16 protein-coding genes and 1 pseudogene are annotated in these 14908 nt (G+C 67.1%); 10 read left to right on the top strand and 7 right to left on the bottom strand.

What is annotated here, in order from left to right:
• Genes AB4Z32_RS14200 through AB4Z32_RS14170 form a run of 7 tightly spaced genes read right to left on the bottom strand, consistent with a single transcriptional unit; the run spans window position 1 to window position 6300 of the window.
• A complete protein-coding gene (locus tag AB4Z32_RS14200; protein ID WP_442122500.1) occupies window positions 1–2094 on the bottom strand; it encodes a flagellar biosynthesis protein FlhA in 2094 nt (697 codons plus the stop codon).
• A complete protein-coding gene (locus AB4Z32_RS14195; protein ID WP_442122499.1) occupies window positions 2091–3230 on the bottom strand; it encodes an EscU/YscU/HrcU family type III secretion system export apparatus switch protein in 1140 nt (379 codons plus the stop codon). The genes AB4Z32_RS14200 and AB4Z32_RS14195 overlap by 4 nt, the downstream gene beginning before the upstream one ends.
• Window positions 3223–4002 carry a flagellar biosynthetic protein FliR gene (gene fliR, locus AB4Z32_RS14190; RefSeq protein ID WP_442122498.1) on the bottom strand — a complete coding sequence of 260 codons (780 nt, stop codon included), beginning with the start codon at window positions 4000–4002 and terminating at the stop codon, window positions 3223–3225. Before fliR ends, AB4Z32_RS14195 begins: the two co-directional genes overlap by 8 nt.
• A 13-nt stretch (window positions 4003–4015) precedes the next feature.
• The gene (gene fliQ / locus AB4Z32_RS14185) at window positions 4016–4285 is read right to left on the bottom strand and encodes a flagellar biosynthesis protein FliQ (protein WP_442122497.1); all 270 of its coding nucleotides are present in this window, start codon (window positions 4283–4285) and stop codon (window positions 4016–4018) included.
• A gap of 12 nt (window positions 4286–4297) precedes the next feature.
• Window positions 4298–5086 carry a flagellar type III secretion system pore protein FliP gene (fliP, locus tag AB4Z32_RS14180; RefSeq protein ID WP_442122496.1) on the bottom strand — a complete coding sequence of 263 codons (789 nt, stop codon included), beginning with the start codon at window positions 5084–5086 and terminating at the stop codon, window positions 4298–4300.
• A complete protein-coding gene (locus AB4Z32_RS14175) occupies window positions 5083–5445 on the bottom strand; it encodes a FliM/FliN family flagellar motor switch protein (RefSeq protein WP_442122495.1) in 363 nt (120 codons plus the stop codon). The genes fliP and AB4Z32_RS14175 overlap by 4 nt, the downstream gene beginning before the upstream one ends.
• Window positions 5446–6300, bottom strand: coding sequence for a FliM/FliN family flagellar motor switch protein (locus tag AB4Z32_RS14170; RefSeq protein WP_442122494.1), 855 nt, complete (start codon window positions 6298–6300; stop codon window positions 5446–5448).
• 349 nt (window positions 6301–6649) lie between these two features.
• Here AB4Z32_RS14170 and AB4Z32_RS14165 point away from each other — a divergent pair, with 349 nt between their 5' ends.
• The 10 genes and pseudogenes from AB4Z32_RS14165 to AB4Z32_RS14120 form a co-directional block, all read left to right on the top strand.
• The gene (locus AB4Z32_RS14165; RefSeq protein WP_442122493.1) at window positions 6650–6994 is read left to right on the top strand and encodes a flagellar hook-basal body complex protein FliE; all 345 of its coding nucleotides are present in this window, start codon (window positions 6650–6652) and stop codon (window positions 6992–6994) included.
• A 17-nt stretch (window positions 6995–7011) separates the two neighbouring features.
• On the top strand, window positions 7012–8757 hold the full coding sequence (gene fliF / locus AB4Z32_RS14160; RefSeq protein WP_442122492.1) for a flagellar basal-body MS-ring/collar protein FliF: 1746 nt from the start codon (window positions 7012–7014) through the stop codon (window positions 8755–8757).
• Complete coding sequence (locus AB4Z32_RS14155; RefSeq protein ID WP_442122491.1) at window positions 8738–9760, top strand: FliG C-terminal domain-containing protein; 1023 nt, start codon at window positions 8738–8740, stop codon at window positions 9758–9760. The genes fliF and AB4Z32_RS14155 overlap by 20 nt, the downstream gene beginning before the upstream one ends.
• A complete protein-coding gene (gene fliH, locus AB4Z32_RS14150; protein ID WP_442122490.1) occupies window positions 9757–10443 on the top strand; it encodes a flagellar assembly protein FliH in 687 nt (228 codons plus the stop codon). Before AB4Z32_RS14155 ends, fliH begins: the two co-directional genes overlap by 4 nt.
• Window positions 10440–11756 (top strand): flagellar protein export ATPase FliI, encoded by a 1317-nt coding sequence (gene fliI, locus AB4Z32_RS14145; protein WP_442122489.1) that lies wholly within the window; start codon window positions 10440–10442, stop codon window positions 11754–11756. The genes fliH and fliI overlap by 4 nt, the downstream gene beginning before the upstream one ends.
• An 8-nt stretch (window positions 11757–11764) precedes the next feature.
• Window positions 11765–12208: a flagellar export protein FliJ gene (locus AB4Z32_RS14140; protein WP_442122488.1), complete on the top strand. Its 444-nt coding sequence runs from the start codon at window positions 11765–11767 to the stop codon at window positions 12206–12208.
• A gap of 9 nt (window positions 12209–12217) precedes the next feature.
• Window positions 12218–13657, top strand: coding sequence for a flagellar filament capping protein FliD (gene fliD / locus AB4Z32_RS14135; protein WP_442122487.1), 1440 nt, complete (start codon window positions 12218–12220; stop codon window positions 13655–13657).
• 11 nt (window positions 13658–13668) lie between these two features.
• The gene (gene fliS / locus AB4Z32_RS14130; RefSeq protein ID WP_442122486.1) at window positions 13669–14058 is read left to right on the top strand and encodes a flagellar export chaperone FliS; all 390 of its coding nucleotides are present in this window, start codon (window positions 13669–13671) and stop codon (window positions 14056–14058) included.
• A complete protein-coding gene (locus AB4Z32_RS14125) occupies window positions 14051–14368 on the top strand; it encodes a hypothetical protein (protein ID WP_442122485.1) in 318 nt (105 codons plus the stop codon). The genes fliS and AB4Z32_RS14125 overlap by 8 nt, the downstream gene beginning before the upstream one ends.
• Before the next feature lie 2 nt (window positions 14369–14370).
• Window positions 14371–14908, top strand: a pseudogene (locus AB4Z32_RS14120) (hypothetical protein); the annotation flags it as partial.

Below are 14908 nucleotides of genomic sequence, written 5' to 3'. Positions count from 1 at the left end.
TCAGCCCACCGAACCAATAATGGAGACCTCGCGGTTCTCCGGAATCTCGTTATACGACAGCACGTGCAGCCCCGGCGCGAACAGGCGCGCATAACGGGCCAGCAGCGGACGGATCTGCGGCAGCACCAGCAGGAGCGGCGGCGTGTGCTGCTGCTTCATCTGCTCGCGCGCGACCGGCATGTTCAGCTGCAGCTGGGACAGCAGCTGCGGATCGATCGGATAATTGTCGAGTGCGATCTTGCCGCCATTGTTCTGGCGCGCCTGGTTCAGGGAACCGAGCAGCATGTTCTCCAGGTCGCCGGACAGGTTAAACGCCGGCATGTCCCTCTTCTTGCCGTACAGGCCGGACACGATCTGGCGCCGCAGCGCGCAGCGCACCTCGGCCGCCAGCAGGATCGGATCCTTGGTCGACTCCGAGCTGTCCAGCAGCGTGGTGGCGATCACCACGATGTCCTTCAGCGAGACGCTCTCGGCGAGGAGCACGCGGAACACGCGCAGCAGTTGGGTGTGGGTCAGCGCCTTGTCCAGCGCCGACGCGAGCTTGGGCGACAGCGCCGTCAGGCGGTCCATCATCGCCGGCACGTCTTCGTGGCGGAACAGCTCCGACAGGTAATCCTTGGCGATCTTCGAGGCGTGGGTCGCGATCGCGCTTGCCACCTCGACCACCTGGTAGCCCTGGCCCAGCGCGTGCGCCTTCTGCTCCGGGTCGATCCAGGTGACGGCCATGCCGAAAGCCGGCTCGATGCCGGGGATGCCGTCCAGCTGCCCGTACACGGTCGGCGACGGGATCGCCATCAGCGCCTCGGCCACCACCTCCCCTTCCGCGACCACGGTGCCGTTCAGCGAAATCGCATACTGGTTCGGACGCAGGGTAAGGTCGTCGCGCACGCCGATGGCGGGCAGCAGCAGGCCCATTTGCTCGGACAGGCTCTGGCGCACGCCCTTGATGCGCTTGGTCAGGGCCTCGCCCTGCGCCTTGTCGACCAGGTGCACGAGCTTATAGCCGACGGCCACCGAGATCGGCTGCACCACCGGCAGCTGCTGCCAGTCGAGGTCGGGCACGCGGTCGTCGCGCAGCGCGGCCTCAATGGCGGCCACGCTGTCCTGCGACGGCGCCTTGACCTGGCCGGTCTGGCGCCAGCCCACATAAGCCAGCACGCCGGCGAAGATCATGAAGAAGAACCACGGCATGCCAGGCACCAGGGCCAGGATGATCATCACGCCGGCGGCCGAGAACAGCACGCTCGGCTGGGCCAGCAGCTGGCCGCCGACCTGCTCTTCGAGGTCGCCGGAATCGCTGACGCGGGTCACCAGGATCGCCGCCGCCGCCGACAGCAGCAGCGCCGGAATCTGCGCGACCAGGCCGTCGCCGATGGTCAGCAGCGCGTACTGGCGGAAGGCATCGCCCATCGACAGGCCGTGCATCAGCGCGCCGATTGCGACGCCGCCGATCAGGTTGATCAGTAGGATCAGGATCGAGGCGATGGCGTCGCCGCGCACGAACTTCGAGGCGCCGTCCATGGCGCCGTAGAAGTCGGCTTCGTTGGCGACGTCCTTGCGGCGCTGCTGCGCCTGTTCCTGGTTGATCAGGCCCGCGTTCAGGTCGGCGTCGATCGCCATCTGCTTGCCGGGCAGCGCATCCAGCGTGAAGCGCGCCGAGACCTCGGAGATCCGCTCCGCGCCCTTGGTGACGACGATGAAGTTGATGATCATGAGGATCACGAACACCACGATGCCGACCACGAAGTTACCGCCGATGACGACGTTGCCGAAGGCCTCGATCACATGGCCGGCCGCGGCGTTGCCCTCGTGGCCGCGCAGCAGCACCACGCGGGTCGAGGCCACGTTCAGGGCCAGGCGCATCAGCGTGGTGCCGAGGATCACGGTCGGGAACACCGAGAAGTCCAGCGGACGCTTGGCCGACACGGACACCAGGATCACGATCAGCGCCAGCACGATGTTGAAGGTGAACATCACGTCCAGCAGCACCGGCGGCAGCGGCAGCATGATCATCGCCAGGAGCGCCAGCAGGAACGCCGGGGTGGCGAACTTCTGGCGGCGCAGCTCGGCCATCAAGCCGTTAATCATGTTCATGTTGCGGATACCTCACTCAAATGACTGGGAACGACGACTTCGTTCGGGAACCGTGGGGGCGCCTGGCGCCGGCCGTCACGGAATGCGTTCAGTTGCAGCACATAGTTCAACACCTGCGATACCGCCTGGTAGAGCTGCGCCGGGATCTGCTGCTGGACCTGGCTGGTGTTGTAGATCGCGCGCGCCAGCGGCGGCAGCGCGACCGTCTCGATCCTGTGTTTCGCCGCCACCGCCTTGATGTACAGGGCCATCTCGTCGATGCCCTTGGCGACCACGAAAGGCGCCTCGGCGCGGCTAGTGTCGTACTTCAGCGCGACCGCGTAGTGTTCGGGGTTGACGATCACCACGTCGGCGGTCGGCACGGTCTTGTTCACGTTGCGCCGCGCCAGCTGCTGCTGGATCTGGCGAATGCGCGCCTTCACTTCGGGCTTGCCCTCGGTGCTCTTGAATTCCTCCTTCACTTCCTGCTTGCTCATGCGCTGGCTGCGCGCGAACAGGAAGGACTGCAGCGGCACGTCGACCAGGGCGAACAGCAGGAACACCGAGATCAGCGCCATCAGGGCGTCGAACAGCTGCGACACGCCGCGCAGGATGGCGTCCGACAGCGGCAGGCGCTGCAGGTCGAGCCAGGATGCCGCGCCGGAGCGCGCCACGTACCACAGCACGGTCGCCAGCACGAGCGCCTTGGCGACCGAGATCCCGAAGGTGCTCCAGTGCTTGGCCGAGGCCAGGTTGCCCAGGTTCGCGACCGGCGAGAAGCGGCTGAAATTCGGCGCCAGGCTGGCGGTCGAGAAGTTCCAGCCGCCAGGCACGAGGCTCGACAGCAGCACCGCCAGGGTCACGCCGAACAGCGGCAGCAGCATCTTGATCAGCAGGATGGCCGCATTGCCGAACACGATCGACAGCGCGTTCTCGATCGCCCCGGCTTCGCCGAGCGGCACGAACACCATGCGGAACAGCGCGCGGAAGGATTCGAGGTAGTCCGGCATCAGGAACACCAGCAGCTTCAGGCTGGCCAGGATGCCGACCGCGGTGGCCAGGTCCTTAGAGCGGACCACCTGCCCCTGCTCGCGCGCCTTTCTCAGTTTCTGGCCTGACGCCTTTTCTGTCTTGTCGCCGCCGCTGCCTTCAGCCATGGGCCGCCCTCATCTGCTGCTGGAGCATCTCCAGCACCTGGTTAGTCATCTGCACGTAATGCTCGGGGATGAAGCGCACGACCTGCGCCAGCATCATCAGGCCGAACAGCGTCACCAGCGAAAAGCCCAGCGAGAACAGGTTCAGCGACGGCGCCACCCGGTTCAGGAAGCCGAGACCGATCTGCACCACGAGGGTCGAAAAGACGATCGGCAGCGCCAGCAGGATCGCGGCCGCGAACACCCAGCCCACGTTCAGGGCCACTGTCTGCAGCAGCAGCGGAGCATAGCCGCCGCCGACGGGCCAGGCGCGGAAGCTCTGGCCCAGCACGCCGACCAGCACCAGGTGGCCGTCGATCGCGAAGAACACCAGGATCGCCACCAGCCCGAGCAGGCCCGACACCACGTCCGACTGCTGGCCGTTGACCGGGTCGTTCATCTGCGCCATCGAAAAGCCGATCTGGCTCGACACCAGGAAGCCCAGCGTCGACACCACCGCCATCGTCAGCTGCAGCGCCAGGCCGATCACGCCGCCGATCACGGCCTGCTCGACCATCGCCACCACGCCCGCCAGCGAGAACGGATCGGGCATCGCGCGGCCCTGCGTCATCGGCAGCATCATGAAGGCCAGCACCACCGACAGCAGCGCGCGCACCGCCAGCGGCACATAGGACTCTCCCAGCACCGGCGCGGTCGCCAGCATCGCCATGCAGCGTGCGAACGGCCACCACAGCGCGCTGATCAGGGGCAGCAGGAAACCGGCGACTTCGAGCATCGTGCGCGCCGGCCTATCCGACCAGCTGGGCGGCGCGCTGGAACACGGCCACGCAGTAGTCCATCAGTTTGCCGGTCATCCAGTGCCCGGCCAGGATCAGCGCCATCAGGGTCACCAGCAGGCGCGGCAGAAAGCTCAGGGTCTGCTCGTTGATCGAGGTGGCGGCCTGGAACAGCGCGACGATCACGCCGGTCACCAGGCCGGGAAGCACCAGCACGGCCGCCAGCAGCATCACCAGCCGCAGCGCCTCGGCCACGAAGTCGACGGCGATATCGGGAGTCATATCTTTATTTACTCAGTATCCGTGGATGCTGCCGACCAGGGTGTTCACGGTCAGGGTCCAGCCGTCGACCAGCACGAACAGCAGCAGCTTGAAAGGCAGCGAGATCACGAGCGGCGACAGCATCATCATGCCCATCGCCATCAGCACCGACGACACCACCAGGTCGATGATCAGGAAGGGAATGAACAGCATGCAGCCGATCTGGAAGGCGCTTTTCAGCTCGGACAGCACGAAGGCCGCCAGCTTGACGGTGAAGCCGCGCTGCATCGGCGCCATCTCGGGCGGCTCGCCGGCCAGGTGCGCGACCTGGGCCAGCGCGGCCTTGCTGGTCTGGGCCAGCATGAAGCGCGACAGCGGCACCTCGGCGGTCCTGAGCGCCTGCTCGAGCGTGATCTTGTCCTTGTCGTAGGGGACGAAGGCTTCGTTCCAGACCTGCTCGCCGACCGGGCGCATCACCAGCAGCGTGAGAATCAGCGCGACGCCGGTGATGATCCGGTTCGGCAGGCCCGTTTGCAGGCCCAGCGCCTGGCGCAGCAGCGACAGCACGATCACGAAGCGCGTGAAGCTGGTCATCATCATGACCATCACGGGCAGCAGCCCGAGGACGGTCATCAGCACCAGGATCTGCGACTTCACGGTGAGGCCGCTGCCGGTGCCGGGGATGATCCCGGGCAGGAGGTCGGGATGCTGCGGCGCAGCCGATGCCGCGCCCGCGATCAGCAAAAGAGAAACGCCGGCGAAGGCCGGCGCGTAGCGGCGCAAAGCTCGACGCGGCTTCGCGCCGTCCAGCTTCAAGCTCATGGTGCGATCAGGTCCAGGTTGAGGCCGTCGAGATCGATCACCTTCAAGCCGTACTGCTCGCCCGCGACCACCACTTCGGCGCGGCCGATGGCGGCGCCGTTGACCTTGATGACCAGCGGCTCGCCGGCCAGCGCGTCGAGCGGCAGCACGGAGGACGGGCCGATCTCCATCAGCTCCTGCAGCGAGATGCGGGCCGAGCCCACTTCCAGCGTCAGGGTCACCGGGATGCGGCGCATCATCTGCGGCAGGCGGGCCGACTTGGCCGCCCCACTGCTTGCGGCGACCGGGGCATCGCCGCCTTCCAGGTCGTCGATGATGATGTCGCCGCCGGCGATTTGCTCATTCAGGTTCATGTCCATTTACTCGGCATCTTCAAAAGAGGTTAAACACAGCTTTCCCTTGTGCTCAGCGACGGCGGCCGTAAACAGGCACGCTTCGTCGAGCAGGACGTCGGCCCGGCCCACGTTGACCGGTATCACGTCCCCGACTTTCAGGTCGAACAGCGCGCCCAGCGTGATCTCCTTGCTGATCAGGCGGCCGTCGAGCTTGACCTGCAGCTTCGACGACAGCGGTTCGCTCGGTCCGCGCACCGCATGGGCGTGCGGGTGATCCGGGCGCAGGCTGCCCAGGATCGCAGCCATCAGCGACTGGTCCGGGGCGATCCAGAACCGGCTCGTTGCACCGTTGGCATCGCGCACCGTGGCGCAGATCGTCCAGGCGCTCTTGCCCGGCATGGTCGATCCGGCCACGGCGCCGGCCGGCACCGGCCTCGGCGCCACTTCCATTGCTGCGCTTACAGCGACGCGTGCATACAACAGGTCGACCATCTGTTGCGTCAACACGACGATGAGGCGCTCTTCGGTCGCCGTCACGCGTTCCGTTCCGGGATCGCGCGGCATTGCGGCGGCGCTACGGCCACCGTAGCGCCGCTCCAACAGTGTCAGCAATAAACCACGTTCAAATGCCACCGAAACCGTGCCCAAGGCACCCGTTGCGGCCATCCAACGCAGTCCGGTGTCCTGCGGCACGCGTCCGAATACGACACTGTCGAGACGCCAGCCACCCCAGTAACGGCGCGCGGCACCTTGCATTGCAGCGTCGATGTCATCCAGCAGACGTCCCGCAAACTGGGGCAGCAGATGCACCGGACGCCCCAGCAGGCAGGGGTCGAGCACTTGGTGCTGCGAGGTAGGGTCAGGGCTTGCGATCGGCATGTTCAAATTAACATTTAAATAAGCAGGAATGCTTTCTTTTCATTCCCCAAGGCAACTATTATACCTGTTAAATTGTGTCGCAACGCTTGAGATTCCTCTTTGAATTCGTCATTGCCGTACGGTAATATGCTGGTGTTCAGCGCTGAATTGAGGAAATTCATACAGGGCGACGATAGACGAAGCTGATATTTCCCCTGGTTCCGCGACAGAAACCAAGCTTCTTCAAGAACCTAAAAATTTAACAATTTCCAAAGCGCAATCGAAATTTCGACACATTGACACTAGGAAACACTGTCAATTCGCTACCAACCTTCACACACGAAATCTACGCATGGGAGCAGGAAACACGATGGGAACTGAACTTGCTGGTCTGATCCGCGCCGATCTCGCCGCCCTGACCAATGACGCCAGCCGCCTTGCCGTGGCCCCGTCGATCGACATCGGGCAGCCGACCCAGAACAGCGCGACCGGCGGCTTCTCCTTCGCGCAAAGCATGAAGGATGCGCTGGCCAGCGTCGACGGCGAGCAGCGCGCGGCGAGCGACAAGATGGCCGCCGTCGACAGCGGCAAGAGCGACGACCTGGTCGGCGCCATGCTGTCCTCGCAGCAGGCCAACCTGTCCTTCTCGATGCTCATGCAAGTGCGTAACAAGGTCATGGGCGCCGTCGACGAACTGCTCAAGCTCCCCGTCTGATCAGGAAGAAGCTCACTGTGATTGCCGCTCTCAAGTCCGCCATCGGCGGAAAACGCCTGCCGGCGCTGCCGCCCGCGCTGTCGAAGAACCTGACCCCGATGCTGGTGCTGGCGATCGCCATCACCGCCGCGGTCACCCTGTATATGTGGAAGGACCAGGCCGACTACAAACCGCTCTTCGGCGCGCGCGAAAAAGTCGCCGCATCCGACATGATGAGCGTGCTCGAGGCGGAGCACGTGCCCTACCGCGTGCACCCGGACAGCGGCCAGGTGCTGGTGCCCTCCAACCAGCTGGGCAAGGTGCGCATGCTGCTGGCCGCGAAAGGCGTGACGGCGCAGCTGCCGGCCGGCCTGGAACTGATGGACAAGAGCGACCCGCTGGGCGTGTCGCAATTCGTGCAGGACGTGCGCTTCCGCCGCGGCCTGGAAGGCGAACTGGCGCAGTCGATCCTGACGATCGACGCGATCGCCTCGGCCCGCGTGCACCTGGCGATCGCCAAGTCGACCTCCTTCGTCGCCAGCGACGGCGACAAATCCTCGGCTTCGGTGGTGGTCGCGGTCAAGCCTGGCCACACCCTCTCCAACGAACAGATCGCCGCGATCGTCAACCTGGTCTCGGGCAGCGTCGCCAGCCTGGCGCCGAATCGGGTCTCGCTGGTCGACCAGAACGGCAACTACCTGTCCTCGCGCGTCGACCTGGCCGACGGCTTCGACGGCGCCGCCCAGGGCGACACCGCCGCCAAGCGCTTCCAGGACGAAGTGCGCGCCAACGTCAACGAGCTGCTCGGACCAGTCCTCGGCGCCGACAACTTCAAGGTCAGCGTGACCGCCGACGTCGACAACGACAAGATCGAGGAAACCCAGGAAAAGTACGGCGAAGCGCCGAAGGTCACCAGCGAAGCGATGCGCGAAGAACTGGAGAAGAGCCGCGTGGCGCTGGGTGTGCCGGGCACGCTGTCGAACCGTCCTCCGGTCTCGGCGCCTCCGTCCGACCCGAACGCGGCCGCCAACGGCGCCGCCGATCCCAACGCCAAGGGCGACGACGGCAGCGCACGCAAGAATGCGACCACCCGCCAGTACGCCTACGACCGCGCGATCACCCAGATCAAGCGCTCGCGCGGCCGCCTCAAGAAGCTGTCGGTGGCGGTGGTGCTGAACAACGCCAAGGCGGCCTCGCCGAAGACCGGCTGGAGCGCGAACGAGATCGCCAACATCGACAAGATCCTGCGCGGCGGCCTGGGCATCGACGCCAACCGCGGCGACGTGCTGGCGGTGTCCTCGCTGAGCTTCCCTGCCCCGGCTCCCGCCGAGCCGTGGTACCAGCAGCGCGACAATGTGGTCGACATGACCGGCTGGGCGGCCTGGATCGTCGGCGCCCTGTTCGCCTGGTTCGCGATCCTGCGCCCGCTCATGCGCATGCTGACCCGGCGCGGCAATCCGCAGGCGGCGCAAGCTCCCGCCCTGGCCCAGCTGCCGGGCGGCGGTGCGGCGGCCCTGAACGGCGCCGCCGGCGCACTGGCCGCACCGGGCGCGCCGGCACTGGCGGGCAGCGCGGCGGCAGCGCTGCCGGCGGCGGGCACGCCTTCTCTGGGCAACGCGATGCCGGTCCAGCCGCTGCTGGAAAACTATGATTTGCCACCGGCCGGTTCGGCCGTGGACGTGATGGTCGACCATCTGCGGGTCCTGGCAGGCAAGGAGCCGGAGCGGGTGGCGGAAGTGGTCAAACAATGGGTACAGAAGAAAAATGGCGGATCTGAACAATAACGACGTGCAGGAAGTGGCGCTGACCCCGGTCGAACAGGCCGCGATCGTGCTGCTGTCGATCGGCGAGGAACCGGCGGCCGCCGTGCTGCGCTGCCTCGAGCGCGAGGAATTGATCGAGCTGACCCAGGTGATGAGCCGGATGAGCGGCATCAAGGTCGACGCCGTGAAGAACTCGATCCAGAAGTTCTTCGACGACTACCGCCAGCAGAGCGGCCTGCACGGCGCCTCGCGCAACTACCTGAAGCGCTCGCTCGACCTGGCGCTGGGCAGCGAGATCGCCAACAGCGTTCTCAATACGATCTACGGCGACGCCATCCGTCCGATGATGGCGCGCCTGCAGTACGCCTCGCCGAAGTGGCTGGCCGACTACATCGCCGCCGAGCACGTGCAGATGCAGGCCGTCTTCCTGGCCTTCCTGCCGCCCGCGCTGGCCGGCCAGATCATCGACGCGCTGCCGGAAGAAGGCCGCGAACTGGTGCTGCTGAACCTGGCGCGCCTGGAAGAGATCGACCGCGAGCTGCTGGCCGAACTGGAAGAGCTGGTGCAGCGCTGCCTGTCCGCGCTCGATACCCAGAGCGCCACCGTGGAAGGCGTACGCCAGGCGGCCGATATCCTGAACCGCCTGCCGAACAACCGCGCCACCATGGTCGAGCTGTTGCGCGCCCACGATCCGGAAGTCGTGTCGCAGATCGAGATGTCGATGTACGACTTCTTCATCCTGTCTAAACAGACCGAACAGACCATCACGCGCCTGCTGGACGAAATCCCGCTGGAGCAGTGGGCCGTCGCCCTCAAGGGCGCCGAGCCGGCCCTGCGCGATGCGATCCTGGGCGCGATGCCGAAGCGCCAGGCACAGAGCTTCGAAGACCTGATGCGCCGCTCCGGACCGGTGCCGATGTCGCGCATCGAGCAGACCCGCCGCGAGATCATGGCTGCCGTGAAGGACCTGGCCGACAACGGTGAAATCGAAGTCCAGCTGTTCGCCGAGGCGACCGCCGAATGAAGCAGTTCCGGCCTTATCACTTCCCGCCCCTGGCCCAATTCCTGGCCGCCAGCGGCAGCACCTCGCCCGCATCAATCTCGGCCACCGCGGAACAGGACTGGCAGGGCGCGATGGCCGACGGCTTTCGCCAGGGCCAGCAGGACGGCTACGACGTCGGCGTCGAGCAGGGCCGCAGCGACGGCTTCGATGCCGGCCACGTCGAAGGCCTGGCGCGCGGCATCGAGGAAGGCCGCCAGCAGGCGCTCGCCGAGCTGGAAGCGATGTCCGAGCCGGTCGACGCCATGCTGCGCGCCCTGAAGAAGCTCAATACCGAATTCAAGAATGCCCAGCGCAAGGAAGTGGTGGACCTGGTCGGCAAGATCGCCCGCCAGGTGATCCGCGCCGAACTGGCGCTGCAGCCGGTGCAGATGCTGGCGCTGGTGGACGAGGCGCTGGCGGCGATGCCGCCGACCCGCGACGAGGTCGAGGTGCTGCTCAACCCCGAAGAGCTCAAGCGCATCCAGGAGCTGGATCCGAAGCGGGCCAAGAAATGGAACCTGCTGGCCGACCCGAGCCTGGAACCGGGCGAATGCCGCGTCAAGGCCGGCGACCACGAAGTCGACGCCGGCTGCCAGGGCCGTCTCGCGGCCTGCATGGAGCAGGTGCGTGAAGGCCTGGCTGCCGAAGAGGCGGAGGAAGCGTGAGCGCACTGGCCCAGACCCTGCGTTCGCTCGACATCGGCGCGGTGCCGGTGGCCACGCCCACCGGGCGCCTGGTCGCGGTGCAGGGCCTGCTGCTCGAGAGCGTCGGCGTGAAGCTGCACACCGGCCAGCGCTGCCGCGTCGAACTGGTCGACGGCGACTGGCTGGACGCGCAGGCGGTCGGCTTTCGCGACAAGGTGACTTACCTGATGCCGTTCAAGAAGGCCGACGGCCTGGTGACCGGCGCCCGCGTGCTGCCCGCCAGCGGCCCGTCCAGCATCCAGATCGGTCCTTCGTGGATGGGCCGCATGGTGAACGGCCTGGGCGAGCCGATCGACGGCCTGGGCCGCCTCGGCGGCGACCAGACCCTGTCCACCACGCCGCCCAGGGTCAATCCCTTGCGCAAGGCGCCGGTAGACGAGCCGCTGGACGTCGGCGTGCGCGCGATCAATTCGATGCTCACACTCGGCAAGGGCCAGCGCGTCGGCCTGATGGCCGGCTCCGGCGTCGGCAAATCGGTGCTGCTCGGCCTGATCACGCGCCAGACCGTGGCCGACGTGATCGTGGTCGGTTTGATCGGCGAACGTAACCGCGAGGTGCGCGAATTCGTCGAGAAGTCGCTCGGCGTGGAGGGTTTGCGTCGAGCTGTGCTGGTGGTGGCGCCGGCCGACGAAAGCCCCCTGATGCGGGTGATGGCGACCGAACTGTGCCACGCGATCGCGGCCCACTTCCGCGACCGCGGCCAGAACGTGCTGCTGCTGTGCGATTCCCTGACCCGCTACGCGATGGCGCTGCGCGAAGTGGCGCTGTCGCTGGGCGAACCGCCGGCGACGCGCGGCTATCCGCCGTCGGTATTCTCGAATCTGCCACAGCTGTGCGAATCGGCCGGCAACGGCGAGAACCCGGACGGCAGCATGAGCGCCATCTACACCGTGCTGGCGGAAGGCGACGACCAGCAGGACCCGGTGGTCGACAGCGCGCGCGCCATCCTCGACGGCCACATCGTGCTGACCCGCGAGCTGGCCGAGCGCGGCCACTACCCGGCGATCGACGTCGCCCAGTCGATCAGCCGCTGCATGGCCCAGGTGGTCACGCCGGACCATGCTCAGGCAGCACGCAGGCTGAAGGCGGCGATGGCGAAGCATGCGCGGGTGCGCGACCTGATCCCGCTCGGCGCCTACCAGCCGGGTGCCGATCCGGAAACCGACCGCGCGGTGAAGCTGCATCCGCACATCGAAGCCTTTCTGTGCCAGGGCACGCGCGAAGACGCGCCCTTCGGCCCCTGCGTCGACCAGCTGTTGGCAATCATGGCATGAGCAACCGGATGAACAAAAGCGACACGATCACGAGCCTCGGCACCCTGGTGCGCCTGCGCAGCACCGAAGTCGAACGCCTGCAGGCCGACCTGGCCAGGCAGGAAGCGACGCGCGCGCGCTACCAGGCCGCCGTCGAGCGCCTGACCGACCTCGCGGTCGGCAGCGGCCCGTCGGCGCAGCCCGGGGCCAAGCTGTCGCCGGCCCTGGCGGCCAATTGCGGCAACTACAAGCAGGCCGTGTTCGCGCTTGCCGACACCCAGCGCACCGACCTGCACCTGATTGACGCGAACATGGCGGTCTCGCAGCGCAACCTGGCCCAGGCCTGGACCAGGCGCGAGCTGCTCGGCAAGGTGCTGGCCCAGCACGAAGCCGCGTTCGCGCGCGAGCAGGACCGCGCCCAGCGCAAACAGGAAGACGACATCGCCACGCAGTCGTGGCTGGCAAATCAATAAGGAGCAAGCATGTCCAGTATTAACGCCCCAACCTACGATCCGACCAGCACCGCGCAGGCGATGGCACAGAAGCTGACCGCGAGCGCGCAGGAAATGCTGACCAGCCAGACCAAGACCGCCAGCGCCACCTCGACCGCGCTGTCGAAACTGGGCTCGGCGATCTCCGCCTTCCAGACCAGCTTGGGCTCCCTGACCGGCATCGGCAAGTCGATGCTGGCCCAGAGCGCGACCCTGTCCAACACCACGGTCGGCAGCGCGACCGCGAAGTCGACCGCCGCGGCGGGTACCTACAACCTGTTCGTCCAGCAGGTGGCGACCGCGGGACAGGCCTCCTACCAGGTCCCTCAGAACGGCGAAATCGGCGGCAAGTTGACGCTCACGCTGGCGCCGCCAGCGACGCCAGCGGCGACCCCGCCTTCGCCATCGGCCACGCAGACCGGACAATTCACCGTGCAGCTGAGCGCCGCCGCCGATACCGATGGCGACGGCAGCCTGAGCGCACGCGAGATCGCCGCCGCGATCAACAGCGAGCCGACCAACGCCGGCCGGGTGTCGGCTGGCGTGGTCACGATTGCCGGCGTGCCGCAACTCGTGCTGACCTCGGCGAACACCGGCGTAGCCAACAATGTCTGGCTCGACCCGAGCGCCGCCGGCCCCACGCTCGCCGGCAGCCTGGCGCTCAACAAGCGCACGGTGACCGCCGCAGCCACGGATGCGATTCTCCTGTACGGCGCCACCAGTTCCACCACCGGCACCCCGATCACGCAGGCCTCGAACACCTTCACGAACATCGATGGGGTGTCGCTGACCGTGACCCGTGCCCAGACAGCGGCCGAAAGCCCGTTCACCCTGACCGTGGGCAGCAGCGCCAGCGCCACGCAATCGAATGTGCAGGCTTTCGTCGACGCCTACAACAAGCTCAAGTCCGTCATCGACGGCCTGGTCGATCCGGGCGATCCGTCGTCCGGCGCCAGCCCCGGCGCATTCGCACACGACGCCGGTGTCCGCGCCCTGCAAGGCAGGCTGGTCAGCATGCTGCGCGCAACCGGCAACCCGTCGCTGGCCTCGTACGGCATCACCGCCGCACGCGACGGCACCCTGAGCCTCGATACGGCGCGCCTGACCAAGCAGCTGGCGCTCGATCCGACCAGCCTGGACAAGCTGATCGGATCGGCCAGCATCGGCAGCCCGACGGGCATCGCCGGCTCCCTGAACACCTACCTGAACCAGTGGAGCAACAGCACCACCGGCCAGATCACCCAGCGCAACGATTCGATCACCAAGCTGCAAACCTCGCTGACCAAACGCCAGTCCGACCTGGATGCCCAGTACAACGCCGCTTACGACCGCTACCTGAAACAGTTCACCGACTTGCAGACCCTGCAGGCCAGGATGAACAGCAACGTGTCGATGTTCGACGCACTCTTCGGCAACGCTAAGTCAAACTAAGAGATATTCCGATGTCTTATCAAGAAGCCTACGGCAGCTACCACGCCGTCAACCTGGAGGCGCAGACCTCGCGCGCCTCGCCGATCGAGCTGGTGCTGCTGCTTACCGACGGCCTGCTCGAAGAGCTGGCCCGCGCCCGCGCCCACATCGTCGCCAAGCGCTACGAACAGCGCGCCGCCAGCATCAACAAGTGCAACGACATCATCAACGGTCTCTCCAGCTCCCTCGATTTCGACGGCGGTGGACAGGTCGTCGCCAACCTGGCGAACCTCTACGATTTCTGCACCCAGCACCTGCATGCCGCCGGGGTCAAGCAGGACCCGCAGATGGTCGACGAAGTCGTGAAGGTCCTCACCACCATTCGCCAGGGTTGGGCCGGCGTGCAGGCGCGCAATGGATAAATCGGCCGCCCTCCTCCGTACCGCCGAGTCGCTGCGCCGCGCGGCAGACGGCGCCGCCTGGGAACAGGTGGCGCAGATGACGCGCGCACTGGCCCCGCAGCTCGACGCGCTCGCCGCCGCAGGTCCGCTGAGCGGCGCCGAACGCGCGGCCCTGCAGCGCCTGCGCGAAGCCCACGATCACGCCGCCGACGCCGTCGCCGCCGCCGCCCGGACCCTGAAGGACCGCATGGACGACATGCGCGCCAACAAGGATGGCTGGATGGCCTACGCCATGCACGACGCAACCGAACCTGCCTCGAGCCAGGCTTGACCATGATGATGCTGAATACCGTCAACCAATCCGCCGGCGCCGCTGCCAGGAATGCCGGCCCGGCCCAGCCGGCCCAGGCCGCGTCCGACGCAACGGGCGCCGCCCAGCCGACTGCCGCGCAGCCCAACGCTGCGCAGCCTGACGCCGCCCAGCTGGTCGCGGCCATCCAGCCCTTCGCGGCCTGGCTCGGCGAACAGTCGCAGGGCGCCGCACTGACGGTCCAGGCCAGCCTCCCGGCCGACGGCGCGGCCCCGGACGCCACGACCCAGGCGGGCGACGCCGCTGCCGCCACGCCGGACAAGGCCGCCGACGACGGCGCCGGCGCCGCGYAGCCGCCGCAGGACGGCGCGCTGCTGGCCGCGATGGCGATGCCGCTGATGCCCCTGACCCCGGTCCAGGTGGCGCAGGCGGTGCAGGCCGCGCAGCCGCCGGGCGCGCAGTCCGGTGACGACGCCAGATCTACCGGCGCTACCGCGGCCGGCGCCGCGGCCGGCGCCGATGGCCGCCGCGCCGCAACACCGGACCGCCGCAACACCGGAC

Source organism: Massilia sp. 2TAF26, from assembly GCF_052115005.1.
Taxonomy (GTDB): Bacteria; Pseudomonadota; Gammaproteobacteria; order Burkholderiales; family Burkholderiaceae_D; genus Telluria.
Note: the sequence above shows the minus strand (reverse complement) of the source record. Positions and strands in the feature narration are given on the sequence as shown.